This is a genomic window from Pseudonocardia oceani (genome assembly GCF_019263585.2).
Lineage (GTDB): Bacteria > Actinomycetota > Actinomycetes > Mycobacteriales > Pseudonocardiaceae > Pseudonocardia > Pseudonocardia oceani.
On record NZ_JADQDF010000001.1, the window covers coordinates 4,293,724 to 4,316,998 of the forward strand.

26 protein-coding genes are annotated in these 23,275 nt (G+C 75.4%); 11 read left to right on the forward strand and 15 right to left on the reverse strand.

The genetic code is table 11. The features are described from left to right. Positions 1-8: 8 nt before the first annotated feature. The 7 genes from I4I82_RS21580 to I4I82_RS21610 are packed head-to-tail and all read left to right on the forward strand — an operon-like array spanning position 9 to position 7,359. Positions 9-1,064, forward strand: coding sequence for a Gfo/Idh/MocA family protein (locus I4I82_RS21580; RefSeq protein ID WP_226370182.1), 1,056 nt, complete (start codon positions 9-11; stop codon positions 1,062-1,064). Position 1,065: 1 nt separating this feature from the next. Further along, the gene (locus I4I82_RS21585) at positions 1,066-1,890 is read left to right on the forward strand and encodes an MBL fold metallo-hydrolase (RefSeq protein WP_218594261.1); all 825 of its coding nucleotides are present in this window, start codon (positions 1,066-1,068) and stop codon (positions 1,888-1,890) included. Further along, on the forward strand, positions 1,887-3,347 hold the full coding sequence (locus I4I82_RS21590) for a YcaO-like family protein (RefSeq protein ID WP_218594260.1): 1,461 nt from the start codon (positions 1,887-1,889) through the stop codon (positions 3,345-3,347). Before I4I82_RS21585 ends, I4I82_RS21590 begins: the two co-directional genes overlap by 4 nt. After that, positions 3,344-4,186, forward strand: coding sequence for a sugar phosphate isomerase/epimerase family protein (locus I4I82_RS21595; RefSeq protein WP_218594259.1), 843 nt, complete (start codon positions 3,344-3,346; stop codon positions 4,184-4,186). The genes I4I82_RS21590 and I4I82_RS21595 overlap by 4 nt, the downstream gene beginning before the upstream one ends. A 26-nt stretch (positions 4,187-4,212) precedes the next feature. Beyond that, positions 4,213-5,466: a glycosyltransferase family 4 protein gene (locus tag I4I82_RS21600; RefSeq protein WP_226370183.1), complete on the forward strand. Its 1,254-nt coding sequence runs from the start codon at positions 4,213-4,215 to the stop codon at positions 5,464-5,466. A 10-nt stretch (positions 5,467-5,476) separates the two neighbouring features. Next, entirely contained in the window at positions 5,477-6,235 is a 759-nt protein-coding gene (locus I4I82_RS21605; RefSeq protein WP_218589818.1) for a PIG-L deacetylase family protein, read from the forward strand. Continuing rightward, positions 6,232-7,359, forward strand: a complete 1,128-nt coding sequence (locus I4I82_RS21610) for an App1 family protein phosphatidate phosphatase (RefSeq protein ID WP_218589819.1) — start codon at positions 6,232-6,234, stop codon at positions 7,357-7,359. The genes I4I82_RS21605 and I4I82_RS21610 overlap by 4 nt, the downstream gene beginning before the upstream one ends. 118 nt (positions 7,360-7,477) lie before the next feature. Here I4I82_RS21610 and I4I82_RS21615 read toward each other — a convergent pair whose 3' ends face one another. The 4 genes from I4I82_RS21615 to I4I82_RS21630 all read right to left on the reverse strand — a co-directional run bounded on the left by I4I82_RS21615 (position 7,478) and on the right by I4I82_RS21630 (position 10,978). Continuing rightward, entirely contained in the window at positions 7,478-8,362 is an 885-nt protein-coding gene (locus tag I4I82_RS21615) for an endonuclease domain-containing protein (RefSeq protein ID WP_218589820.1), read from the reverse strand. A gap of 97 nt (positions 8,363-8,459) precedes the next feature. Then, positions 8,460-9,323 (reverse strand): sucrase ferredoxin, encoded by an 864-nt coding sequence (locus tag I4I82_RS21620; protein ID WP_218589821.1) that lies wholly within the window; start codon positions 9,321-9,323, stop codon positions 8,460-8,462. Positions 9,324-9,339: 16 nt separating this feature from the next. Then, on the reverse strand, positions 9,340-10,599 hold the full coding sequence (locus tag I4I82_RS21625) for a cupin domain-containing protein (protein ID WP_226370184.1): 1,260 nt from the start codon (positions 10,597-10,599) through the stop codon (positions 9,340-9,342). Beyond that, positions 10,592-10,978, reverse strand: a complete 387-nt coding sequence (locus tag I4I82_RS21630) for a BatC protein (RefSeq protein WP_218589822.1) — start codon at positions 10,976-10,978, stop codon at positions 10,592-10,594. Before I4I82_RS21630 ends, I4I82_RS21625 begins: the two co-directional genes overlap by 8 nt. A gap of 91 nt (positions 10,979-11,069) precedes the next feature. Here I4I82_RS21630 and I4I82_RS21635 point away from each other — a divergent pair, with 91 nt between their 5' ends. Further along, complete coding sequence (locus I4I82_RS21635) at positions 11,070-11,927, forward strand: SCO6745 family protein (protein ID WP_372451369.1); 858 nt, start codon at positions 11,070-11,072, stop codon at positions 11,925-11,927. A gap of 38 nt (positions 11,928-11,965) precedes the next feature. Continuing rightward, complete coding sequence (locus tag I4I82_RS21640; protein WP_218589823.1) at positions 11,966-12,973, forward strand: TerC/Alx family metal homeostasis membrane protein; 1,008 nt, start codon at positions 11,966-11,968, stop codon at positions 12,971-12,973. Here I4I82_RS21640 and I4I82_RS21645 read toward each other — a convergent pair. From I4I82_RS21645 to I4I82_RS21665, 5 genes are all read right to left on the reverse strand, one after another. After that, positions 12,965-13,288, reverse strand: a complete 324-nt coding sequence (locus I4I82_RS21645; RefSeq protein WP_218589824.1) for a putative quinol monooxygenase — start codon at positions 13,286-13,288, stop codon at positions 12,965-12,967. The two genes, I4I82_RS21640 and I4I82_RS21645, sit on opposite strands and share 9 nt — an antisense overlap. A 66-nt stretch (positions 13,289-13,354) precedes the next feature. Continuing rightward, complete coding sequence (locus I4I82_RS21650; protein ID WP_218589825.1) at positions 13,355-14,548, reverse strand: tryptophan 2,3-dioxygenase; 1,194 nt, start codon at positions 14,546-14,548, stop codon at positions 13,355-13,357. A 91-nt stretch (positions 14,549-14,639) separates the two neighbouring features. Further along, entirely contained in the window at positions 14,640-14,999 is a 360-nt protein-coding gene (locus tag I4I82_RS21655; RefSeq protein WP_218589826.1) for a nuclear transport factor 2 family protein, read from the reverse strand. Further along, positions 14,996-16,048 (reverse strand): Atu2307/SP_0267 family LLM class monooxygenase, encoded by a 1,053-nt coding sequence (locus tag I4I82_RS21660; protein WP_218589827.1) that lies wholly within the window; start codon positions 16,046-16,048, stop codon positions 14,996-14,998. Before I4I82_RS21660 ends, I4I82_RS21655 begins: the two co-directional genes overlap by 4 nt. Beyond that, positions 16,048-16,377, reverse strand: a complete 330-nt coding sequence (locus tag I4I82_RS21665; RefSeq protein WP_218589828.1) for a tetratricopeptide repeat protein — start codon at positions 16,375-16,377, stop codon at positions 16,048-16,050. Before I4I82_RS21665 ends, I4I82_RS21660 begins: the two co-directional genes overlap by 1 nt. Positions 16,378-16,534: 157 nt before the next feature. On the opposite strand from I4I82_RS21665, the gene I4I82_RS21670 reads away from it, so the two are divergent. Further along, positions 16,535-17,911, forward strand: coding sequence for a cytochrome P450 (locus I4I82_RS21670; protein WP_218589829.1), 1,377 nt, complete (start codon positions 16,535-16,537; stop codon positions 17,909-17,911). Here I4I82_RS21670 and I4I82_RS21675 read toward each other — a convergent pair. The 6 genes from I4I82_RS21675 to I4I82_RS21700 are packed head-to-tail and all read right to left on the reverse strand — an operon-like array spanning position 17,890 to position 21,968. Continuing rightward, on the reverse strand, positions 17,890-18,510 hold the full coding sequence (locus tag I4I82_RS21675) for a dihydrofolate reductase family protein (RefSeq protein WP_218589830.1): 621 nt from the start codon (positions 18,508-18,510) through the stop codon (positions 17,890-17,892). The two genes, I4I82_RS21670 and I4I82_RS21675, sit on opposite strands and share 22 nt — an antisense overlap. Beyond that, a complete protein-coding gene (locus tag I4I82_RS21680; protein ID WP_218589831.1) occupies positions 18,510-18,977 on the reverse strand; it encodes an SRPBCC family protein in 468 nt (155 codons plus the stop codon). The genes I4I82_RS21675 and I4I82_RS21680 overlap by 1 nt, the downstream gene beginning before the upstream one ends. Positions 18,978-18,981: 4 nt before the next feature. Beyond that, on the reverse strand, positions 18,982-19,314 hold the full coding sequence (locus tag I4I82_RS21685; RefSeq protein WP_218589832.1) for an ArsR/SmtB family transcription factor: 333 nt from the start codon (positions 19,312-19,314) through the stop codon (positions 18,982-18,984). 30 nt (positions 19,315-19,344) lie between these two features. After that, on the reverse strand, positions 19,345-20,352 hold the full coding sequence (locus tag I4I82_RS21690) for an ABC transporter ATP-binding protein (RefSeq protein ID WP_218589833.1): 1,008 nt from the start codon (positions 20,350-20,352) through the stop codon (positions 19,345-19,347). 52 nt (positions 20,353-20,404) lie between these two features. Then, positions 20,405-21,106: an ABC transporter permease gene (locus I4I82_RS21695; RefSeq protein ID WP_218589834.1), complete on the reverse strand. Its 702-nt coding sequence runs from the start codon at positions 21,104-21,106 to the stop codon at positions 20,405-20,407. Positions 21,107-21,128: 22 nt separating this feature from the next. Then, on the reverse strand, positions 21,129-21,968 hold the full coding sequence (locus I4I82_RS21700) for an ABC transporter substrate-binding protein (protein WP_218589835.1): 840 nt from the start codon (positions 21,966-21,968) through the stop codon (positions 21,129-21,131). Between the two features lie 26 nt (positions 21,969-21,994). Between I4I82_RS21700 and I4I82_RS21705 the strand changes: the two genes are divergently transcribed. Beyond that, on the forward strand, positions 21,995-22,915 hold the full coding sequence (locus tag I4I82_RS21705) for a GntR family transcriptional regulator (RefSeq protein WP_218589836.1): 921 nt from the start codon (positions 21,995-21,997) through the stop codon (positions 22,913-22,915). Positions 22,916-23,275: the final 360 nt, after the last annotated feature.

The following is a 23,275-nucleotide window of genomic DNA, read 5'->3' on the forward strand; positions in this document are numbered from 1 at the left end:
TCGGGGCCGTGGACGGAACCGTGAACTGGGGCGTCGTGGGCTGCGGCTGGGTGGCGCGCGACCACGTGCTGCCCGGGCTACGGGCGGTGGCGGGCGCGCGGGTGGTGGGGGTGCACGACCGGGACCCCGTGGCGGCGCGGGCGGCGGTGGCGGCGTACGGCGGGGCCCTCCCCGAGGGTCAGGAAAGCCACGTTCCTGCCACCACGTTGCGGGAACGTGGCTTTCCTGCAACTCCGGAAGCCCTCGACTCCCTCCTCCAGCTCCCCGACCTCCACGCCCTCTACCTCGCCACCCCCACCCACACCCACCCCGCCGTGGTGGCCGCCGTCGCCTCCTCCGGCCTCGCGCTGCTCTGCGAGAAGCCCCTCGCCCCCGACGTCGCCGGGGCGCAGGAGCTGGTCGACGCCGCCCCCGCACTGGCCGGCACCGCTTTCGACCAGCGCTTCCACCCCGCCCACCGCCGGATCGCGGAGATCGTGGCGGCCGGGGAGCTGGGCACGGTCACCGCGGTGCGGATCGTCTACGGCTGCTGGCTGCCACCGGACTGGTCGCCCGACGGCGCGCCGCAGCACAACTGGCGCGTCGACCCGGGCGGCGGCGCGGTCATCGACCTCGCCCCGCACGGCGTCGACCTCGTCGGCACCCTGCTCGGCGGCGACGACCTCGTCGCGCTCTCCGTCCTCACCCGCACGCGCGTCCACGACTACCCCGTCGACGACGGCGGCGTCCTCGCCGGGCACACCGCGGGCGGCGTCCTGTACTCCGCGCACGTCTCCTTCGCCACGCCCGACGCCCTCCCGCGACGCCGCCTGGAGGTGGTCGGGACGCGCGCGCAGCTCGTCGCCGTCGACACCCTCGGCCAGACCCCCGGCGGCACCCTCACCCGGATCGACGCCACCACGGGCGAGGCCGTCGACGTCCCGTTCGACACCACCACCAGTCCCTTCACAGCGCAGCTCGCCGCGTTCTCGGCCGCGGTCGCGGGCACGGCGGACTGGCCCTACCCGCTGCACCGCGACCTCGCCCTGCACACCCTGCTGCTCACCGCGCTCGAGAGGACCTGACATGCCCCTCCGCCCCTACTCGTGCGACAACTGCGGTCACTGGCAGCGCTGGTTCGCCGAACCACCGTCCTGCCCGGTGTGCACCGACGTCCGCAACGCCCTGCCCGAGGACGGCTGGGCCTGGACGACGCCCGACGACCTCGCCGACCGCACCGCGCGCTGGGCCGAGGTCGCGCCGGGGGTCACCGGGTTCTGGTGCGAGCCGCAGATCGGGCTCGGCACCACCGGCTGGGTGCTGGAGACCGACGCCGGGCCCGTCGGCTGGGAGGGCGCCGGCTTCTACCCGCCCGAGGCGCTGGCCGAGCTGCGGCGGCGGGGCGGGCTGGTCGCGCTGGGCGCGAGCCACGTCCACGGCTACGGCGCGCTGTGGCAGCTGCAGGACGAGCTGGCCCCGCCCGTCCTCGCGATCGACGTCCGCGACCTCGCCTGGACCAAGGCCTTCGTCGTCACCTGGCCCACCGACGCGCGCCACGAGCTGGCGCCGGGACTGGTGATGCACCGGTCCGGCGGCCACTTCCCCGGCCACGCCGTCCTGCACGACGAGCGCCGCGGGATCCTGTTCGTCGGCGACCTGCTCAAGGTCGACCTCGACGGCGACCGGCCGGTCGGGCTCAGCTGCCACAAGGCCTACCACGCCCAGATCCCGCTCTCCCACGACGAGATCCGCGAGGCCCGCGCGCTGGTGGAGCGCCTGGACTTCGAGGCCGTCGCCACGCCGTTCGAGTTCGCCGCGCCCGTGACGCAGAAGCAGGTGCTCGCGCTGTTCGACCACCACCTCGGGCGGCAGCCGCTGGCGGGGCCGGTGCCGCTCGAGGAGCTGACGTGAGTGCCGCGGCCGTCGGCACCGCCGACCTCCTGCGCGCCGCACTGGGCGACGACGACGCCGGCGACTTCCCGATCTCCGGCGCCGACCGCGTCGGGGTGCCGGTGGTGGCCGCGGACGTCACCGGGCCCCCGCGGTTCGGCTCCTTCGGCTACGGCGACACCGTCGAGCAGGCCCGCACCGGCGCCTACGGCGAGCTGGTCGAGGCCGCGCTGCTGCACCGGCACCTGCGCGCGCTCACCCCGCGCCGGGCGTCGTACGCGGAGCTGCGCCGCGAGCTCGGCGGGCGCGGCGTCGTCGACCCCCGGGAGCTGGTGCTGCCCGCCGGCACCGTCGTCGACGACGACCGCCCCCGCACCTGGCTCCCCGCGACGCGCTGGCGCACCGGTGAGGCCGTCCGGCTTCCGGCGGAGTTCTGCGCGTCCTGGGCGCCCGACGTCGCGGGCCAGGACCCGGCCGAGCGGCTGATCACGGTGATCACCAACGGCTCGGGCGCCGGCGACACCGCCGAGCGCGCCGTGGCCCACGGCCTGCTGGAACTGCTGCAGCGCGACGGCAACGGCACCGCGTTCCGCGCGCTCGACGAGGGCACCGTCCTCGACCTCGACGGCGTCACCGACCCCGTCACGCGCCGCGTGCTCGGGCAGCTGCGCGACGCCGGGATCACGGTCCTGGCCAAGCTCGCGTCGACGCAGTTCGGGCTGGCCGACGTGCACGTCGTCGGCGTCGACGCCGACCCGGACGCCGAGCCGCTGGCCGTCACCGCGTGCGGGGAGGCGTGCCACCCGGACCGGGAGGCCGCGCTGCGCAAGGCGCTGCTGGAGTACGCGGCGGCCCGCTCGCGCAAGGTGTTCGCGCACGGCCCGCTCGACCGGGTCCGCCCGCTCGCCCCGTCCGCCTACTGGGAGCGCGAGCTGGCGTCCCCGGTACCGGAGCAGGAGCCGCGGGCACTGGCGGCGATGCGGGACTGGTCGCGGCGCAGCGCCGCCGAGCTGCAGGACCTGCTCGCGCCGACGGTGCTCGGCGTGCACCGGACCGTCCCGTTCACCGACCTCCCGACGGTCCCTCCGGGCTCCCTCGACGACCCGGCGGCGCTGCTCGACGATCTCCTGCAGCGCCTGTCCGACCTCGACGTCCTCGTGGTGCTCGCGCGCGGCGACGGGGCGGTGAGCGCGAAGGTCGTCGTCCCGGGGCTGGAGGTCGAGACCATGTCCTACGGCCGGATCGGGGCGCGCGGGGTGCAGAAGCTGCGCGCCCGCAGCGACCGGGCCGGGGACCTCGCCGGCCTCGGGTCGCCACCTCACCCCGGCGCCGCGCCCGTCGTGCTCACCGCGCAGGGCCGCGAGCGCCTCGGCGACGACGCGTGGCTCGACCTCGATGCCGTCGCCGCGGTCGTCGGCCCGCTCTACCCCCTCTACCGCGAACCCACCCGGCACGCACTGGCGAGGAGCACCGCATGACCCTCCGGTACGCCTACAACACCAACGGCCTGACCAGCCACCGACTCGACGACGCGCTCACGCTGCTCGCCGACTCCGGATACGACGGCGTCGCGCTCACCCTCGACGTGCACCACCACGACCCGTTCGCCCCCGCGCTGCCCGCCCGCACGCGCGCGCTGCGGCAGCAGCTGGAGTCGCTCGGCCTCGGCAGCGTCGTGGAGACCGGGGCGCGGTTCCTGCTCGACCCGCGTCACAAGCACCAGCCCACGCTCGTCACCGACGACCCGCACGGGCGCGCCGTCCGGGTCGCGTTCCTGCGCACCTGCGTGGACGTCGCCGCCGAGCTGGGCAGCGAGGCCGTCTCGTTCTGGGCGGGCGTCCCGGCGCCGGAGATCGACCGCGCGCAGGTGTGGGAGTGGCTGGTGGAGGGCGTCGGCGAGGTCGTCGAGCACGCCCGCGGTGCCGGTGTGACCTGCGCGTTCGAGCCCGAGCCCGGGATGCTCGTCGACGACTGCGACGACTGGGCGCGCCTGCACGAGGCCGTCCCGGACCTCGCACTCGCGCTCGACACCGGCCACTGCATCGTCTCGGGCGCCCACGAGCCCGCCGACGCCGTGCGCACCTTCGCCGGGCACCTCGGGGCGTGCGCCGTCGAGGACATGCCCCGCGGGCGCCACGAGCACCGCGCGCCCGGCGAGGGCGACATGGACCTGCCCGCCGTGCTGGGCGCGCTCGCCGACGTCGGCTACCGGCGGCTGGTGTCTCTGGAGCTGTCCCGCGACTCCCACCGCGCCGACGTCCTCGTGCCCGCTGCGCTCGCCGCGCTGCGCGAGGCGGAGAGCCGGGTGGCGGCATGAGCCGGCGTCGATTGAGGGTGGGCTTCGTGTCCCGCCGCTACTGGCCCGCGGTCTCGGGCATGAGCGCCTACGCGGAGAACCTGCTGCGCCACCTCGTACGGGTCGGGCACGAGGTGACGATGGTGTCGCAGTACCGCGGCGACGAGGCCGGTCGCGCCGTCTACGGCGGGGGTCCACCGCCCGCCGACCGGGTGCCCGACGGCGTGCAGGTCGTGGCGCTGGAGGCGCTGGGGGAGCAGGCCGTCGGGCGCGGGGAGCGGGCCGACTTCGAGGGCGACGTCGACACGATGACCCGCACCGTCCTCGACCTGCACGAGAAGGAGCCCTTCGACGTCCTGCACGCCCAGTACGCCTACCCCAACGGCCTCGCCGTGCTGCGCGCCGCGCGGGAGGCCGGGCTGCCCGCGGTGGTGTCGGTGCAGGGCGGCGACGGGCACTGGGTCGGCACCTGCTGCGCCACGCACCGCGATCTCGTCCGTGGGGTCTTCGCGCACGCTCCCGCGCTGCTGATCGGCTCGCCGTCGTTCGCCGCGGAGGTCGCGCAGCGCCACGGCATCGACGCCGGGCGGTTCACGCTCGTGCCCGGCGCCACCGACGCGGAGCGGTTCACGCCCGTCGACGGGGAGCCGGTCGCGCCGGTGGGTGACCCCGCCGTGCTGCTCTACCACGGTCGCGTCGACGCCCGGAAGGGCGTGCTCGACCTGCTCCAGGCCGTGCGCCTGCTGCGCGACGACGACGTGGCCGTGCGGCTGCTCGTCTCCGGCATCGGGCCCGACACGGACCTCGTGGCCCGGACCGTCGACGAGCTCGGCCTGCGCGCCGACGTCGACCTGCTCGGCGCCGTGCCCTACGAGCGGGCGCACGAGGTCTACCGGCGCGGTGAGGTCTTCGTCAGCCCCACCTACGCGGAGGGGTTCTCGAACACGATCCTGGAGGCGATGGCGTCGGGGCTGCCGGTGGTGTCGACCGACGTGGTGGGGGTGCGCGACTGCGTCCGGGCGGGCGGGAACGACGACGACAACGGGGTCCTCGTCCCGCCCGCCGACCCGCCCGCGCTCGCCGCCGGCATCCGCCGCGTGCTCGACGACGACGCGCTGCGGCGGCGGTTGGTCGCGCGGGCGCACTCCGACGTGCACCGGCTGTGGTCGTGGCCGGTGGTCGCGGGGCGGATCACCGACGTCTACGACGCCGTCCTGGCCGAGCGCGCGGAGATCCCGGAGATCCCCGACCCGCCCGTCGACCCGGAGTGCCGGTTCCGCACCGCGCCGCACCTGCTGTGAAGGCTGGGCTGTGAGGGCCGTCGCGGTGTCGCCCCACCTCGACGACGCCGTGTTCTCCGCGGGCGCGACCCTCGCCGCGCTCGCCGCCGCGGGGTGGGAGGTCGTGGTCGTCACCTGCTTCACCGCGAGCGTGCCGGACCCGCCGCCGTTCGCACTGTCGACGCAGCTGGACAAGGGGCTCGACGCGTCGGTCGACTACCTCGCCCTGCGCCGGGACGAGGACGCCGCCGCCTGCGCGGTGCTCGGCGCGGCCCCGGTGCACCTGCCGCTGCCCGAGGCGCCGCACCGGGGCTACACCAGCGCCCCGGACCTGTTCGCGGGAGTCCACGACGACGACGGGGTGCGCGGCCCGCTCGCCGCCGCCCTCGCCCCGCACCTCGACGCCGCCGATCTGGTGCTCGCGCCGCAGGGGATCGGCGACCACGCCGACCACCGGGTCGTCGTCGACGTGGTGGCGCGGCTCGCGCCCGGCGCCGCGTGGTGGCGCGACGCGCCGTACGTGCTGCGGCGCCCGGACGCGCGGCCGTGGTCGCCGCCGGGGGAACCGCGCGCCGTCGACGTCGCCCGGCACCTGGACGCCAAGATCGCCGCGGCGCGCTGCTACACGACCCAGCTGGGGTTCCAGTTCGGCGGTCCGGAGCAGGTGGGACCGGTGCTGCGCGAGCTGGCGGCGGCCGAGGCGGGACCCGGACCCGGCGGGTGCGCGGAGGTGTTCACGGTGCCCCGGTGTAGCGCCGCGGTCCCCGGTGCGGTAGCCCTACTCCCGTGACGGCACGCAGTTGGCGCAGACAGCTCACGTACGCCCTCCTCCGGTTGGAGGACGTCGTCGAGACCGGGATCGCCGCCGGCGCCCGCCTCGGGGGTCATCGGTACCCGCTGATCATCCCGTTCATCGGGCACGGCACCACGGAGCGCGCGCGGGTCGGCGCGCGGCTGGTGCTGGGGCGGCGCGCGGCCGTCGAGCCGTCGGCGCCCGCGGTGCGCATCGGCGACACCCCGTCCTCGCCGCGGTCGCGCCGCGCGACCCTGCGGGTCAGCCTCGCGCGGTTCCTCACCGTCGAGGTGCCGCGGGCGTCGGTGACGATCCACGCGCCCGGCGGCGACGTGGTCGTGCAGACCAACCGCGACGGCTACATCGACCACGAGCTGCAGCTCTCCGGCGTGGAGCCCGGTTGGCTGGAGCTCGAGCTGAGCGGACCGGGCGGTGCGCACGCCACCGCGCGCGTGCTGCTGGTCGACCCGGCCGTCGACGTGGGCGTCATCAGCGACGTCGACGACACCATCCTGCACACCGGCCTCACCCGCGGCCTCGACTTCCTCAAGGCCACCCTGCTCACCGACGTCGAGGAGCGCACTCCGCTCCCCGGCGCCGCCGTCCTGTACCGCGCGCTGGTGACGAAGCCGGGCAAGCCCGAGCGGCCCGTGTTCTACGTGTCGACGAGCCCGTGGAACCTGCACGAGATGCTGCTGCAGTTCGTGTCGATGCGGGGCTTCCCGCTCGGCCCGCTGCTGCTCACCGACTGGGGCCCCTCGCACACGGGCCTGTTCCGGATCGGCGCCCAGGCCCACAAGCCCGCCCTGGTCCGGCGCCTGCTCGACGAGCACCCCCAGCTCCGGCTGGTGCTGATCGGCGACAGCGGCCAAGAGGACCCGGAGATCTACGCCGACATCGCCCGCGATCACCCCTCCCGCGTGGCCGCGATCTACATCCGCCGCGTCACCGGTCTCGACCTGGGGCGCAACGACGAGATCGATGCGCTGGCCGCCGAGATCACCGCTCTGGGGGTGCCGATGCGGGCGGTGGACGACAGCGTCCAGATCGCCGAGCACGCCGCGGAGCACGACCTGATGGACGCCGCGGCGGTGGCGGCGGTGCGGGCGGAGCTGGCCTGAACCCTCCGTCCGCAGCCGCACGGCCGTGGTGGTGCGGTCCTGGGGGATCCGGCGTGGTGATCGCCGGGAAGGTGACGTCGCGGTCCTTGCGGGGGCCGTGGTGGCGCGGTCTCGGCGATCAAGGCGAGACGGTGCGGGCGGCCCGGCGGGCGAGCTCGACCCGCACCTCCGCCACCACGAACCCCGGGTGCTGCAGGACCGTGAGGGCGTCGAAGCGCAGGATCCGCCAGCCCTGGCGGGCCAGGTCGGCCTCGCGGCGCAGGTCGGCGTGGGCGCGCCGCTGCCCGCGGTGCTCGCGCCCGTCGTACTCGATGGCGAGCAGCAGGTCCGGGTAGGCGAGGTCGAGCCGGTAGCGGCGGCCGTCGACCTCCACCGCGTGCTGCACCACCGGTGCCGGCAGCCCGCCGAGCACCAGCGCCACCCGGATCCGCGACTCCATCGGCGACTCCGCCCGCCCGTCCACCAGATCGAGCACCCGGTCGAGCCCGCGCGTGTGGTGCGCCCCGAGGTGGCGCCCGGCCAGCGCCCGCACGCCCTCAATCGTCACGCCGCAGTGGAACGCCGGCGCGTCGAACGCGGTGACCTTCTCGACGAGGTCGGGCGCCCAGCGGATCAGGTCGAAGGCCGTGCGGACGGCGTCGGTCATCAGGACGCCGCCGCGCCGGACGGTCTCGCCGGGAGCGAGCACGTCGCGGTGGACGACGAGCCCGGGCACCGGTCGTCGCGGCCGCCCGTCGAGCATCAGCACCTCCGCCGGCGCACTTGGGCGGGCGCAGGACGCCCCGAGCAGTTCCGCCGCCGCGTAGCCGGCGACGACGCCGCGCCCGTCGACGAGCACGAACGCGGCCCGCGCCAGCACCGACAGCGTGAGCAGCACCCGCGATCCGACGTAGACGTCCGGGAAGAGGCGCCGGTAGCGGGGGCCGCGCAGGATCCGCGGTGTGACGAGGCCCGCGGCGATGGCGCGCGACCCGCGGAACGGGGACAGCAGGGGGATCGGCATGGCGCTACTGACGGATCCACCACCGCGGCGGTTCCGTGATCACCGAGACCGTGACGTCACGGTCGTCGGGAGGGCCGCCAGGTCGCGGTACCGACGATCACGGGGTCGGGATCAGCGACACCAGGTCGAACTCCCGCATCCACCCCGGAGCAGTGGCGGCGCAGGTGAGCGGGCGGCCCGCCTCCACCCGCCTCTCCCGCACCTCCACCACGACATCGGGATCACCGAGCACCACCCGCCACGTCCCCGAGGACAGTGCGGTGACCGACCGCAGCGCCAGCGCGTCGACCTCCCGCACCCCCGTGGCCAGGCGGGCGTGGTGCTGCGCCGCCTGCACCGCGGGCGGGTGGACCGAGCGGCCGCGCAGGAACTCCGCGTCCACGAGGCCGTCGGCGTAGGCGGCGGCGATCGCCACCCCCTCCTGAGGCGACATCCCGCCGAACGCGAACCCGTGCGGCAGCGTCACCAGCGAGGGGGCGAAGCGGCAGCCGCCGACGTGCGAGCACTCCCACGCCTCGGCGGGCCGGGCGGCGGCCAGCGCGGCGGCGAGCGGACGTCCGCGGACTGCGCAGCAGGTGTCGTGGCGCCCGTGCGCGCAGGTGAGGAACAGCGGTCCGGTGTGGACGGTGCCGGGGGCGCGCAGGGCGTCGACCAGGCCGTCCTCGTCGGTCCACGTGCCCGTCCGGACCTCCTCGCGACCGGGCCGGGAGTCCACCCGGAACCAGCAGCGGGGGCCACCGGACCGGCGTCCCGGACGCCGGACCAGCAGCACCCGTCCGCCGACCTCGCGCGCCCACCCGTCCATCGCCGAGACCGCGGCCGGCCCGAAGCCGGACTGCGCGAACGCGACCCGGCCCCACGGCCCGGGGTGCTCGACGAGGAACCAGTGGTCGCCGGGCGGAGCGGTGCCCGCGCGGGTGTCGTCGACGGCCAGGTCGGAGCAGCGGGGAGCGGCGGTCATGCCGTCGTGCGGGGGGTCATGCCGGAGCGGCCGGCACCAGCACGCCCTCCCGCAGCAGCCGGCGCACGAGCACGACCTGGTCGGCGTCGTCCATGTCCGGCAGGCTACCCACAGAACGGGTGGTCCCGTCGAGCACCGCGCGCACCGCCGCGGCGGTGCCGCCCGGCAGGGCGACCTCCCGGTCGGCGAGCTCCAGCACGACCCGGTCACCGCGCTCGACGATGCGGTGCCCGAGCCCGGTCCGCAGGCGGACGGCGTCACCGGGCGCGAGGCCGTCGGCGAACGCGGCACCGGCGACGGGCCGCACGGGCTCGGGGCGGTTGCCGGTCCAGGCGCGCGAGCGCACCCGCCGGGCGACGTCGGCCGCGGGCACCCGGCCCAGCGCGGCCGCCAGCGCGTCGCGCACGGCGTCGACGTGCGGGGCGAGCGCGTCCGGGTCGGCCACGTCGAGCCCGGGCGGCAGGGACGCGCGCAGCGCCGGGTCGCCGGCCACGAGCGCGGTGAGCGCCTCGACCAGCACGTACCGCGTGAGGACGTGCACGCCGACGGTCAGGTGCGCCGACACCTCGCCCTGCGCCGTGGCCGCGTGCAGCCACCCGCGCGGCAGGTACAGCGCGTCGCCGGGCTCGAGGACGGTGTCGATGACCGGCTCGTCGTCGCGGGCGCGCGCGGCGACGGCGCCAGCGTGGTCGTTCCACGGCTGGTCGCGCAGCGGGTCGGCGTGCACGGGGGCGTGCACCGTCCAGTGCTTGGTCCCGGCGAGCTGGAGCACGAACACGTCGTGCACGTCGTAGTGCGCGGAGAAGCCGCGCGAGGACGCCGGCGTGACGTAGGCGTTGGCCTGGACGGGGTGGCCGAGCTCGGCGCCGAGGCGCGTCGCGAAGTCGATGACGGGGGGCCACAGGCGGTGCAGCGCCTGGAGGACGACGGTCGTGCCGTCGGCGAACAGGGCGGCGACGCGGTCGTCGTGCACCTGGTCGGCGATCTCCGCGCCGACGCCGGCCGGCCCGGTGAACGAGGACGAGCCGACGACCGCGCCGTTGCGCGCCAGGCGCAGGAACGGCGTGCGCAGGCCGCGGGAGGAGAGCAGCTCGTCGACGCCGTCGAGGTCGAGCAGGTCGCGGAAGGACTCGGCGTCCGCGCCCCGGACCAGGAGCGGCCCGCGGCCCCAGTGGGCGTCGGCGAAGGCGCCGAGGTCCATGCCGGTGGCCCGGCGCACGGCCGAGGCCGGGCGGTCCGAGGTGGACCGCCCGGCCTCGAGGGCAGGCTCACGCACCGCTGTCGGCACCACCGTCGGCGCCGCCGTCGGAGACGCCGGGGGTGCCGCCGCCCGCGCCGGAGTCGGCCGGGCCCTCGGCACCGGAGTCGGCGCCGCCGTCCGCGCCGCCGTCGGACTGGCCGGGCGTGCCCTGGCCCGCTCCGCTGTCGGCCGGGCCCTCGGCACCGCTGTCGGCGCCGCCGTCCGCGCCGCCGTCGGACTGGCCGGGCGTGCCCTGGCCCGCGCCGGAATCGGCCGGGCCCTCGGCGCCCGAGTCGGCACCGCCGTCCGCGCCGCCGTCGGAGACGCCGGGCGTGCCGCCGCCCGCGCCGCTGTCGGCGGGGCCCTCCGTGCCGGAGTCTCCGCTGGTCGTGATGTCGTCGTCGCTGAGTGCCATCTGGTACCTCCTGGGGAGTCGGAACGGTCCAGCCCGACTACCCGGTCCGGACGCCGATCACTCATGACGATCTTGCGGGTACCGTCCGCTCGTGGACATCCGCGACACCGGCCGCCTCGCCCGCTCCCTCGAGGCCCTGCACTCGATGACCTACTTCGCGCCCGAGACGGAGGAGTCGCTGACGGCCGCGGGCCTGGAGCCCGGGCGGATGAGCTACTTCGCCGGGCGCGCGGCCCCGATGGGAGCGGTCGGCGCGGGCGTCGTCACCGCCACCTTCTTCAACTTCAGCCCGACGCTGGTCGCGCGCAGCATCCCCGCCGCGTGGGCGCTCGCGAGCCCGGAGGCCCTGGTGCAGGCCCGGTTCGCCGCCGTCGACGCGGCGCTGCGGCGGATGCTCGGCGACACCGTCGTCGCGTCGCCGGAGGTGGCCGAGGCCGCCGGCCTGGCGCGGCGCGCGGCGCAGGCGTGCTCCGTCGAGGGCCGCCCGCTCGCCGCCGGGCACCTCGACGTCGCCTGGCCGGACGAGCCGCACCTCGTGCTCTGGCACGGGATGAGCGTCCTGCGCGAGCACCGCGGCGACGGGCACGTCGCGATGCTGCTCGGCGCCGGGCTGTCCGGCCTGGAGGCGCTGATCTGCCACACCGCGTCCGGCCGCGGGTTCGTGCCGGAGTTCGCCCGGAGGAGCCGCGGGTGGTCCACCGAGCAGTGGGACGCCGCGGTGGCCGGCCTCGTCGAGCGCGGCGTGCTGGGCGCCGACGGCGCGCTCACCGACGCCGGCGCGGCGCTGCGCAAGGACGTCGAGGACGACACCACCCGTCTCGGCGCCGGCCCGTGGCTGCACCTGGGCGACGAGGGCGCCGCACGGCTCGGTGACCTGGGCGGGGTGCTGGTCCGGGCCCTGCTCGCCGCCGGCTGCTTCCCGGATGGCGTGTTCGCCGGGGCCCGGTAGATTCCTCCGTAGGTAAAGGGTTCGTCAAGGAGGATGTCGTGCTGGAGATCTCCGGGCTGACGTGGGGCGTGACGATCGGGCTGATCGTCGGGCTGCTCGCTCTCGACCTGGTCCTGGCCGCCGTCCGGCCGCACAAGGTGGGCTTCGCGGAGGCCACCGCCTGGTCGGTGTTCTACATCCTCGTCGCGGTGGGGTTCGGGATCTGGTTCCTGTCCGCCTACGGCGGCGACTTCGGCACGCAGTACTTCGCGGGCTACATCGTCGAGAAGAGCCTGTCGGTCGACAACCTCTTCGTCTTCGTCATCATCATGACGACGTTCGCGGTGCCCGAGGAGCACCAGCACAAGGTGCTGACCTTCGGCATCGTGCTCGCGCTGATCATGCGCGCGATCTTCATCGCGCTCGGGGCGACGCTGCTGTCGCTGTTCTCGTTCATGTTCCTGCTGTTCGGGCTGCTGCTGATCTTCACGGCGGTGCAGCTGTTCCGGCACCGCGACGAGGACCCCGACATCGAGGACAACGGCGTCGTCAAGGCCGCGCGGCGGCTGCTGCCCGTCACCGAGGAGTACGTCGGGGGCAGGCTCGTCACGCGCGTCGACGGCCGGCGGATGGTCACGCCGCTGTTCATCGTGCTCATCGCGATCGGCAGCATCGACCTGCTGTTCGCGCTCGACTCGATCCCCGCCGTCTTCGGCGTGACCGAGGAGCCCTACATCGTCTTCGTGGCCAACGCGTTCGCGCTGCTCGGCCTGCGGGCGCTGTTCTTCCTGGTGAAGGGCCTGCTCGACCGGCTGGTGTACCTGTCGACGGGCCTCGCGCTCATCCTCGCGTTCATCGGCGTGAAGCTGATCCTGCACTGGGCCCACGTCGACATCAACCCGGCCGTCCCCGAGATCTCGACGCCGGTGAGCCTCACCGTGATCCTCGTGGTGCTGGTCGTCGTCACGGTGGCGAGCCTGGTCAAGACGAAGGGCGACCCGACGGCCAAGGCCCACCCGGGCTCGCTCAAGGCGTCGAGGAAGAAGGACCAGGAGACGTCAGCCTGACAGGCCGGCGCCGCCGAGCGGGGTGAGGTCCACCAGCTCCGGCGGCCCGGCCAGCAGCTCCAGGACGTCGCCGATGCCGACCTCGCCGAGCTCCCCGGACAGCGCGCGGTCCGAGGCCTCCTCGTCGGCCCACACCTCGGTGACCCACACGACGTCGGGCTCGTCGGCCGAGGCGTTGATCAGGTAGAGCTCGCAGCCGGTCGTCCCGCGCAGGCCGTCGGCCACGCGGAGCAGGGTCGTCGCGAGCGCCTCGCCCTGCCCGGGCCGGGCCTCCATCCGGACGTACCGGCCGACACGGCCGCTGCGTGCAGTCATGCCGCGACGGTAGCCGCGGGGGTCGGAGCGGGTGCCGCCCGCCCACCGCCGCCCGGCGCCACCGGGTCAGGACGCCGGGGTGAAGAGCCGGTTGCGGAGGCATCCGCGCAGGTAGGGCACGCCCGAGGTGTACCCGGACCCGTGGGCGTCACCGAGCAGGCGTGTCGCGAGCCCGACGTGGGTGGTCTTCCAGCGCTGGTGGCTCTCCTCGAGCGCGCCCAGCGCGGCGTCGAACCGCGCCCAGCCCGGCCCGTCCGGATCCGCGGTGCGGGCGGCGGTCGCGGCGGCGGTGAGGTCGTCCTGGCCGCGCAGCACCTCGGCCCGCACCACCGGCACGTTCGTGAAGGCGTCCGATGCCAGGCGCGCGGCGTCGGGCCGCCGGCAGGCCGCCTCGAAGCGCTTGTACTGGTCGGACTGGATGGCGCTCGCGCCCTCGGTGGACACCCGGAACGCGTGGAACGTCGACGGGCGCATCGTGGCGACGACGCGGAACAGCAGCGCCGCGCGGCCGAACACCGCGTCGGCGTGGCGCAGGTGCGCGGCGGCCGCGGCCGGGTCGCCGCCCTGCAGGGAGCCGGTGGCGCGGCGGACGTCGGCGAGAAGCGCGGTGAACACGAGTTCGTGGCACTGCAGCACCCGCACGAAGAAGTACTCGTCGTGCAGCGCCGTCACCGGGAGCGCGGTCGCCGGGAGCCACTCCGCGACGAGCCCGCGCGCCTCGGGCAGGTCGGCTCCGGGTCCGCCCGCCCCCCGGCAGAGGTCGACGAACCGCCGCGCGTGGCGCAGCCTCGTGTCCAGGGTGCGGGCGTCGGGCCGGTCGGGTGCGCCGGCCCCGGCCGGCAGCCGGGCCGCGGCGAGCTCGAACCGCACGACGTCGGCCATCAGCAGGGCCGCCATCTCGTCCGCGTCCGTGCCGGTGGCCGCCATCAGCTCCTCGACCAGCGGCAGGGCGAGGTAGGTGCGGTTGCGGAAGCGGTCGTCGTGGCGGCCCAGGACGCTGTCGAGGAAGGCGGCCAGGCACGGGTCGTCGACGCCGCGGTCGCGGACGGCGGCCAGCCGGGCGAGGAACCCGGGTTCCAGCGCGGCGGTCCCCGACCGCCGCACGGCGTCCAGTACCGCGCGGGCGGCTGTCGGACCGTCGCCGGTCGCCGGGCGCCGACGGGGGCGGAGGAGGCGGTGCTCACCGGTCCCGCCGACCGGCCGGCCGTGGCCGGCCACGGCGGACGGGACGGTGCACCGGTCGGTGGCGGGAGGTGTCATGGCGGGAGTGTGCCGAGATCGTCCGGGTGGGGTCCCGGGAACGATCGAGGGACGCCGGTGCGCCCTCCGCCGCGGAGGGCGCACCGGGCGGTCAGGCGCCGCCGTCGAGCAGGGTGTGGATGCTCGTGATCAGGCCGTCGCGCACGAGGACGATGTCGGCCCCCGTGACGACGGGCGGCGCGCCCTCGGGACCGAAGCCCCAGGCGAGGTACCCGAGGTCCTGGACGACGCGGACGTCGCCGGCGGGGGTGAACACGAAGCCCGGCGCCCCGTCGAGGATCTGCTGGGCCTTGGCGACGAGGGCGTCGTGGCCGGTGAGCGTCCCCTCGGCGTCGGCGAACTCGACGTCGTCGGCGCACAGGCGGGCGACGGCGGCCCGGCGGCGCCCGGCGTCACGTTCCCCGAACACCTCCAGCAGGTCGGCCAGCACGATGTCGGCGATCGCGGTCATGCGTTCTCTCCTTCGTCGGCGTTCACGAGCGGGACGACCTTGGTGCCCAGGAGATCGATGCTGCGCATGATCGCCTCGTGCGGCACCAGGCCGTTGGTCATCTGCAGCGTGACGCGGGAGACGCCGCCCAGGTCGTCGGAGACCCGGCGGATCCCCGCGGCGACGGTCTCCGCGCTGCCGATGAGGAACGGGCCGCCCTCGCCGCGCTGCGCGTCGTAGCCGGTGCGCGTCACCGGGGCGAAGCCGCGTTCGGCCCCGATCTCGGTGAACATCTTCGCGTAGCCCGGGTAGAAGGCGTCGGCCGCCTGCTGGTCGGTGTCGCCGACGAAGCCGATGCAGTGGACGCCCACCTGCAGCTGCGACGCCGGGTGTCCGGCCCGCCGCCCGGCCTCGCGGTAGAGGTCGACCAGCGGCCGGAACCGGCTCGGGGCGCCGCCGATGATCGCGACCATCAGCGGCAGCCCGAGCGCCCCCGCCCGCACGAACGACGACGGGGTCCCGCCGACGCCGAGCCAGATCGGCAGTACCTCCTGGTGCGGCCGCGGGAACACGCCCTGACCGGTCAGCGGGGCGCGGTGCCGGCCGGACCAGTGCGGGTGCGCGTCGTCGCGGACGCGGAGCAGGAGGTCGAGCTTCTCCTCGAACAGGACGTCGTAGTCGGCGAGGTCGAGGCCGAACAGCGGGAACGCCTCGGTGAACGACCCGCGCCCGACCACGAGCTCGGCCCGGCCCTGCGAGATGAGGTCGAGCGTCGCGTAGCTCTCGAACACGCGGACGGGGTCGTCCGCGCTGAGCACCGTGACCGCGCTGCGCAGCCGGATCCGCTCCGTCAGCGCCGCCGCGGCGGCGAGGATCGTGACGGGTGCGGAATCGAGGAACTCCTCGCGGTGGTGCTCGCCGATGCCGAACGTGTGCACGCCGGAGCGGTCGGCCTGGACGATCTGGGCCAGCACGCGCTGCATCTGCTCGGCTCCCGACCCCGCCTCCCCGGTGGCGGGGTCGATCGCCGCGGCGACGAAGTTGTCGATGCCGATCTCGATGGCGCCCATCAGCCGACCAGCCCCATCGCGGCCGCGAGCCGCAGCGGCCCACCCGCCTCGTCGTGCCGGCTCTGGCGCTCCAGGGTGCGTCCGAGCAGGAGGTGGGCGTAGGCGTTCGCGGGGTCGGCGTCGAGCACCGCCCGCGTCACGGACTCCGCGCGGTGCAGCTGCGCGGAGTGGTAGTAGGCGCGGGCCAGCAGCAGGCGGACGGCGAGGTCGTCGGGGACCTCCACCGCCAGGTCGGCCAGCAGCGCGGCCGCCGGCTGGTACTCGGCGGCGTCGAAGAGCCCGTGGGCGTGGGCGTACCTGACGCCGGGCGGCGTCCGGGTGTCGGTCATGACGTCCCTCCCTGTCCAGTTGTAGAACGTTCAACTACTGGGGAGGGAGCGTTCGCGGGGCCTGGTCTATTCCGGGCCCTGGACGGGACCGGTGAGCAGGCGGCACGCTGGGAGGCCTCGACGACATCGCCGCCGCAGCGGGGGCCGAGGGGGAGCGATGGGCGCAGTGCCGGACCGGATACCCGTGGTGCGGGGGCTGCCGGTCCTGGGCAGCCTCGCCGAGCTCGCCCGCGACCCGGGGGAGCTCTTCGTCCGCGCCTACCTCGAGCACGGGCCCGTCTTCCGGGTCCGGGCGCTGAACCGCACGCTCACCGTGCTGGCCGGCCCGGAGCTCGGGCGGTGGATGGGTTCGAAGGAGGGCCGGTCGTGCCTGCGGTCCCGCGAGGTGTGGCAGGGGCTCGTCGACGAGTACGGGGCGACGCGGACGCTCACCGGGCTCGACGGGCCCGAGCACCGCAGGCTGCGCGAGGTCATGCGCCGCGGCTACTCGCGGGAGGCGCTGCACGGCAGGCTCGACGAGCTCGTGGCGATCACCGACCGGTGCCTCGAGCGCGACTGGGTGCCGGGCACGGCCGTGCCGGTGGTCAGCGCGTTCCAGCACCTGGTGACCAGCCAGCTCGGGACGCTGCTCACCGGGCGGGCGCCGGTCGAGTACGTCGCCGACATCCGCACGACGATCCTCTACATCCTCAACACCCTGGTCACGAAGCAGCGCCCGACCGTGCTGCTGCGACGCCCGGAGTACCGGCGGGCGAAGGCGCGCGTCGCGGAGCTGGGGCGGGCGATGATCCGCGACTTCCGGGCCCGGCCGCCGGCAGCGGCGGATCGGCGCACGCTCGTCGACGACATCATGGACGCCCACGACCGTGATCCGTCGCTCGTCGCGGAGAACGACCTCGTGCTCGCCCTGACCGGGCCCTACGTCGCCGGTCTCGACACCGTGGCGAACACCCTCGCCTCCCTCGTCCATGCCGTGCTGGCGCACCCGGAGGTCCTGCGCCGGGTCCGGGCCGAGGCCGACGCCCTGTTCGCGACCGGCCCGGTCACCGAGGCGTCGATCGCCGACCTCCCCGCGATCAGCGGCGCCGTGCAGGAGACGATGCGCCGCTACCCGATCGCCGTCGCGCAGCCGCGGGTCGCCGACCGCGACTTCGAGTACGCGGGCCACCGGATCCGGGAGGGTGAGCCCGTGTACTGCGCGATCACCGTGCCGCACTTCCTGCCCGAGTTCTTCCCCGACCCGCTCGCGTTCGACATCGACCGCTACGGCGACGGCCGCCGCGAGCACGCGGTGCCCGGCGCCTACGCCCCGTTCGGCAAGGGCCCGCACACCTGTCTCGGCAAGGGCATCGCCGACGTCCAGATGACGCTGACCGCCGCGCGCCTGTTCCACCGCCTCGACCTCGACCTCGACCCGCCCGGTCACGTCCTGCAGCGCCGGGCCGCGCCCACCCCGGGCCCGACCGACGGCTTCCGCGTGCGGGTCGCGGGGGTGCGGCGACCGTCCGACGGTCAGCGCCCCCGGACCGCGTAGGTGAGGTGGGTCGTCCGCGCCGTCGGGTCCGCACGCAGCGGCTCCAGCGCCACGCGGCCCGCGTCGACGCCCTCGAACAGGCGGACTCCCTTCCCGAACAGCACGGGGGAGACCGCGACCGTGAACTCGTCGACCAGGCCCGCGTTCACGTGCTGCAGGATCGTCGCGCCGCCGCCCGCGATGCGGACGTCGCGGTCGCCGGCGGCCTCACGCGCCTGCTCCAGCGCCGACCCGATGCCGTCGTGGACGAAGTGGAAGACGGTGCCGCCCGGGCGCTCCCACGGCTCGCGCTCCTCGTGCGTCACGACGAAGACCGGCGTGTGGAACGGCGCCTCCTCCGGCCACATCCGCTCGCCGGCGTCGAACATGCGCCTGCCCATCACGCTCGCGCCGGTGCGGGCGAACGTCCGCCGCGCGATGTCGTCGTCGGGCCCCTCCTCGCCGCCCTCGCCGAGCCCGAGGTTCTCCCGGAAGAAGCGCGTGGGGAAGATCCACTGCTGCAGCTCCATCCACTGCTTCCCCATCAGTTCGTCACTCGATTCCGGGGCGATGAACCCGTCGAGTGACATGGAGACGCTGAAGAACACCGTCCCGGCCATCAGGCGGTCCCGGTGACGTGGGCGGCGAGGTTGTCCAGGGTCTGCCCGCCGGCCTCGACCGCGTGGTACTTCTCGACCGCCTCGTCGCGCTGCTCCCTGGTGGGGAACACCGTGCGCATCTCGATGCGGGTGCCCGCCCCGTCGGGGGCGAACGTGAGGACCGTGACGAACGCGTCCGGGTCGTCGCGCGACTCCCCGTGCAGCATCGCGATCCGCTCCGGCGGGTCGATCTCGGTCCAGGCGATCCACTCCTGGTAGTCCGTGCCGTCGGGTCCGTGCATCACGAAGTCCCACGCCCCGCCGACGCGGAACTCGAACGCCCGCGTGGTGGTGGTGAACCCCTCCGGTCCCCACCACCGCGACAGGTGCCGCACCGCCGTGAACGCCTCGAACACCCGCTCCCGCGGCGCACCGATCACCCGCGAGACCACGATCTCGCGGTCGGTGTCCCGTTCTGCCCTCTGCATCGGCCTACTCCTCCTGCTCCAGGTCGCGCACGTAGGCGTCGAGCCGGTCGAAGCTCGCGTTCCAGAACCGCTCGAACCCGCCGGTCCACTCGTGGACCGGCCGCAGCCCGCGGGCGTCGAGGCCGTAGAGGCGCTGCTTGCCCGCCCTGCGGTCCCGAACCAGCCCGACCTCCCGGAGCACCCGCAGGTGCTTCGACGCCCCCGGCTGGGTCATCCCCAGCTCCCGGGCGAGCTCGGTCACCGGCCGCTCACCGGTGCGCAGGAGCGCCAGGATCTCCCGGCGCTGCGGCTCGGCGATCGCGTTGAAGACGTCCGACGTCGTCGCTGCCCGTGCCATGGCGCCATCATATGCCTATATGGGTATGCGTCAAGCGTCGGGCGGCACCGCACGCAGGTCGGCGTTCGCGACGGTGACGGCCGTGGGTGATCCGCGCTGCAGGCCGACCGCGCCGCCCGCGGGGACGAGGCAGGCGAGCGGACGGCCTCCGGACTCGGGGTCGACGTCGATCCGCACGCCGGCGCCCAGCGGCACGATCCGGCGGACGGTGCCCGGCACGCGGACGTCGCCGGGCGGCGGGGCGTCGTCGAGCCGCAGCGGCCGGCAGTGCTCGGGACGGGCGACGAGCAGCCCGGACCGTCCGGTGAGGGCGGGCGGGAGCAGGTTGGTGCATCCGACGAGCTGCGCGCAGTCGGCGTCGGCGGGCCGGTCGAGGACCCGGGCGGTGGGACCGTGCTGGCGGATGCGCCCGGCCACGAGCAGCGCGGTGCGCCCGGCGAGCGCGTGGGCCTCGTGGCGGTCGTGGGTGACGAGCACGGTGGCGGTGTCGAGGTCGTCGAGGACCGCGCGCAGGTCGGCGACCAGGTCGGTGCGGGTGGTGGCGTCCAGTCCGGCGAACGGCTCGTCGAGCAGCAGCACCCGTGGTCCGACGGCGAGTGCGCGGGCGATCGCCACCCGCTGGGCCTCACCCCCGGACAGGGTCCGGGCGTCCCGTCCGGCCAGGTGCCCGACCCCGAGCGCGTCGAGCCACGGCACGGACCGCCGTGCGGCCTCGGCCCGGCCGACGCCGCGCAGCCGCAGTCCCGCGGCGGCGTTGGCCGCGACCGTTCCCCGGCGCAGGATCGGGCGCTGCAGCACCGCGGCGACCGCGGCGCGCACCGCCCGGGCGTCGGCGGGCCGCCCGTCGAGCAGGACCTGTCCGGCGCGGTGCGGCCGGCCGATCCGGGCCAGTGCGCGCAGCAGCGTGGACTTCCCGGCGCCGTTGGGTCCGAGCACCGCCAGCGTCTCCCCGGCGTCGACGTCGAGGTGCTCCACGTGCAGCAGGTCGCGGTCGCGGACGCCGACGCGCAGGTCGCGGCACCCGATCCGGACGGTCATGGTCGGCGGGTCATGGTCGGCGGGTCACGGTCGGCGGGTCACGGTCGGCGGGTCACGGTCGGGCGGGCTCCCGCTGCTGGGCGAGGGTCAGCGCCAGGTTGACGGCGAACGCGATGAGCAGCAGGACCAGTCCGAACGCGATGGCCAGGGCGAACTCGCCGCGGCTGGTGGCGAGCACCGCCGCCGTGGTGAGCACCCTGGTCTCCCCGGCCAGGTTGCCGCCCACCATCTGCGCCGCGCCCACCTCGCTCACGACCGCCCCGAACGCGGCCATCGCCGCGGCGAGCAGCGGGAGCCGCGCTTCGCCGAACAGCGCGAGCAGCGCCCTGGCACGGGTGGCGCCGAGGCCCTGCATCTGCACGAGGAAGTCGGGATCCACCTGCTGCAGCGCCGTCGCGGCGAGCGCGACCACGATGGGCGTGGCGATCGCCGCCTGCGCGACGATCATCGCCGTCGGCGTGTAGAGCAGCCCGAACGCCCCGAGCGGGCCGCTGCGCCACAGCAGCACGGTGACGAACAACCCGACCACGACCGGCGGCAGCCCGAGCCCCGTGTTGGCGGCGGCGAGCACGACCCGCCGTCCGCGGAAGGCGGTCAGCGCGACAACCGCGCCCAGGGGCACGCCGAGGACCAGCGCGACGGCGGTCGCGGTCAGCGAGACCCGCAGCGTCAGCGCGGTGATCTCCCAGGTGTCCGCGTCGCCGGTGAGCAGCAGCCGCCACGCCTCGACCAGGCCGTCGAGCAGGACGTCCATCAGGCCGCGTCCACGGTCCGGCTCATCCGGTGGGGTCGGGCTTGCCGGCGTCGGGCACGAACAGCGGCTGCCCGTACTCCGCGCGGCCGAAGTCGCCGATCATCTGCTGGGCCGGGGCGTCGAGGATCCAGTCGGCGAAGGCGGCGGCGCCCTCGGGCTGCACCCGGTCGCCGGCGCCGGTCGTCATCTCGATCACGTGGTAGACGTTGAGCAGTCCCGGGTCGCCCTCGCCCAGCACCACCAGCGAGCCGGGCTGGCTCAGCCACGTCGCCCGGTCCGAGAGGGTGTAGCCGCCGTTCTCGTCGGCGATCCGCAGCGTGGCGCCCATGCCCTGCCCGGTCTCCTGGTACCAGGATCCGCCCGGGGCGATCCCGGCCGACTCCCAGAGCTGGTCCTCCCGGGCGTCGGTCCCGGAGTCGTCGCCGCGGGAGACGAACACCGTGCCCGCGCCGGCGATCCGCGTCATCGCCTCCGCCGCGCCCGCCCCGCGGACGCCGGCGGGGTCGGACGCGGGCCCGACGAGCACGAAGTCGTTGTGCATCACCAGCCGGCGCTGCCCGGTCGCGCCCTCGGCGACGAGGGCCTCCTCCGCCGCGGGGGAGTGCACGAGCAGCACGTCGGCCTCGCCGCGGCGGCCCAGTTCGATGGCCTGCCCGCTGCCCACCGCCACCGTCTTCACGCCCCAGCCGGTGTCGGCGGTGAACGCCGGGAGCAGCGCGTCGAGCAGCCCGGAGTCCTGCGTGCTGGTGGTGGTGGCCAGGATCAGCGACCGCTCCGCCGACGGCCCGGCCGCGGGGCCGCCGCACCCCACGAGCAGCAGCAGCGCGACCGCGACGAGAGCTGTTCTGATCTGACCTACCACAGAACGGGAGCATAGGCTGCGACGCTGTGACGCGATACCGCGAGATCTGCACCGACCTGGCCGAGAGGATCAGCGCGGGCGACATCGCGGCCGGCGCCGAGCTCCCCGCGGTGCGCGAGCTGGCGCACCGGTTCGGGACGACGGCCACGACGGTGAGCCGGGCGCAGCGGACGCTGGTCGACGCCGGCGTCATCGTCACGGCCGACCGACGGCGGACGCGGGTGGCCGCCGCAGGCGCGGTGGCCGCGCGCCGGTTCCTGCACGCCGAGCTGGTGTTCCGCCTCGCCGGCAGCGACGACCCGGCGCTGGACGTCGTCACGCGGACCGTCGGTCAGGCCGTACACAGCATCGGCACCGACGGCAGCTTCGACGGCCTGCGCGCGGTCAGCCAGGGCCGGGCCGACGGCGCCGCTGTGCACCTGATGCACCACACAGGCGTCTACAACGCGCCGTTCGCCCGCAGCGTCCTGCGCGACCGGCGACCGCACCTGATCCACCTGTGGCGGCGCGAACAGGGCCTCCTCGTGCCTCCCGGCAACCCCCGCGGGCTCGCCACGGCCGCCGACCTGAGTCCGCTGCGGATCGCCAAGCGCCGTCCCGGTACCGGCACCCGGATCCTGCTCGAGCGGCTGTTGCTCGCCGCCGGCCTCGACCCCGACGCGCTGCGGGGCCCGGAGAACGGCTCCCACCTGGAGGTGGCGCTGTCCGTCGCGTCCGGGACCGTCGACGCGGGCCTCGGGGTCCGCTCCGCGGCACGTGACCTCGACCTGGACTTCCTGCCGCTGGTCACCGAGGACTACGACATCGTCCTGGGTGCGGCGGCGCTCGACGCCGCCGCACCGCTGATCGCCGCGCTGCACGAGCCCGCCGTCCGGTCCGCGGTGAGCGGGCTCGGTGGCTACGACACCACCCTCAGCGGGGAGGTGTCCGACCTCGGCACTTCCTGAGCCTGCGGCGGCATGCCGAGCGGAAACCGGAGCTCGGTCTCCAGCCTGGGGAGGACTCGTCGCGCAGGATCGGGAAGTCCTCGAGGTAGTTCGGAAGAGCGATCGCGAGACCGTCCAGTCCCGCATCGTGCAGGCGGACGAGCGTCTGCGCGACGACGTCCGGCGAGCCGGGCAGGGGATAGGCGCCGTGGCCGCAGAACCGCTCGCGCATCGACTCCCACCGGGCGGGCGGCATCGACTCCGAATGGGGAAGACGTCCCTGATGAGGATGTCCGCTGCAGCCCAGTCGGTCGGATCGGCGCGGCGGCTGGCGCAGCCTCGACGCGCTCGACGACCGTGTCGTCGGTCGGTGGCCCTGGG

What these genes read in the sequence shown, in the direction of transcription:
- I4I82_RS21585 (WP_218594261.1), top strand. Translation starts at nt 1,066, where the DNA reads ATGCCCCTCCGCCCCTACTCGTGCGACAACTGCGGTCACTGGCAGCGC.
- I4I82_RS21595 (WP_218594259.1), top strand. Translation starts at nt 3,344, where the DNA reads ATGACCCTCCGGTACGCCTACAACACCAACGGCCTGACCAGCCACCGA.
- I4I82_RS21615 (WP_218589820.1), bottom strand. Translation starts at nt 8,362, where the DNA reads ATGCCGATCCCCCTGCTGTCCCCGTTCCGCGGGTCGCGCGCCATCGCC.
- I4I82_RS21620 (WP_218589821.1), bottom strand. Translation starts at nt 9,323, where the DNA reads ATGACCGCCGCTCCCCGCTGCTCCGACCTGGCCGTCGACGACACCCGC.
- I4I82_RS21630 (WP_218589822.1), bottom strand. Translation starts at nt 10,978, where the DNA reads ATGGCACTCAGCGACGACGACATCACGACCAGCGGAGACTCCGGCACG.
- I4I82_RS21645 (WP_218589824.1), bottom strand. Translation starts at nt 13,288, where the DNA reads ATGACTGCACGCAGCGGCCGTGTCGGCCGGTACGTCCGGATGGAGGCC.
- I4I82_RS21650 (WP_218589825.1), bottom strand. Translation starts at nt 14,548, where the DNA reads ATGACACCTCCCGCCACCGACCGGTGCACCGTCCCGTCCGCCGTGGCC.
- I4I82_RS21655 (WP_218589826.1), bottom strand. Translation starts at nt 14,999, where the DNA reads ATGACCGCGATCGCCGACATCGTGCTGGCCGACCTGCTGGAGGTGTTC.
- I4I82_RS21660 (WP_218589827.1), bottom strand. Translation starts at nt 16,048, where the DNA reads ATGGGCGCCATCGAGATCGGCATCGACAACTTCGTCGCCGCGGCGATC.
- I4I82_RS21665 (WP_218589828.1), bottom strand. Translation starts at nt 16,377, where the DNA reads ATGACCGACACCCGGACGCCGCCCGGCGTCAGGTACGCCCACGCCCAC.
- I4I82_RS21670 (WP_218589829.1), top strand. Translation starts at nt 16,535, where the DNA reads ATGGGCGCAGTGCCGGACCGGATACCCGTGGTGCGGGGGCTGCCGGTC.
- I4I82_RS21675 (WP_218589830.1), bottom strand. Translation starts at nt 18,510, where the DNA reads ATGGCCGGGACGGTGTTCTTCAGCGTCTCCATGTCACTCGACGGGTTC.
- I4I82_RS21680 (WP_218589831.1), bottom strand. Translation starts at nt 18,977, where the DNA reads ATGCAGAGGGCAGAACGGGACACCGACCGCGAGATCGTGGTCTCGCGG.
- I4I82_RS21685 (WP_218589832.1), bottom strand. Translation starts at nt 19,314, where the DNA reads ATGGCACGGGCAGCGACGACGTCGGACGTCTTCAACGCGATCGCCGAG.
- I4I82_RS21690 (WP_218589833.1), bottom strand. Translation starts at nt 20,352, where the DNA reads ATGACCGTCCGGATCGGGTGCCGCGACCTGCGCGTCGGCGTCCGCGAC.
- I4I82_RS21695 (WP_218589834.1), bottom strand. Translation starts at nt 21,106, where the DNA reads ATGGACGTCCTGCTCGACGGCCTGGTCGAGGCGTGGCGGCTGCTGCTC.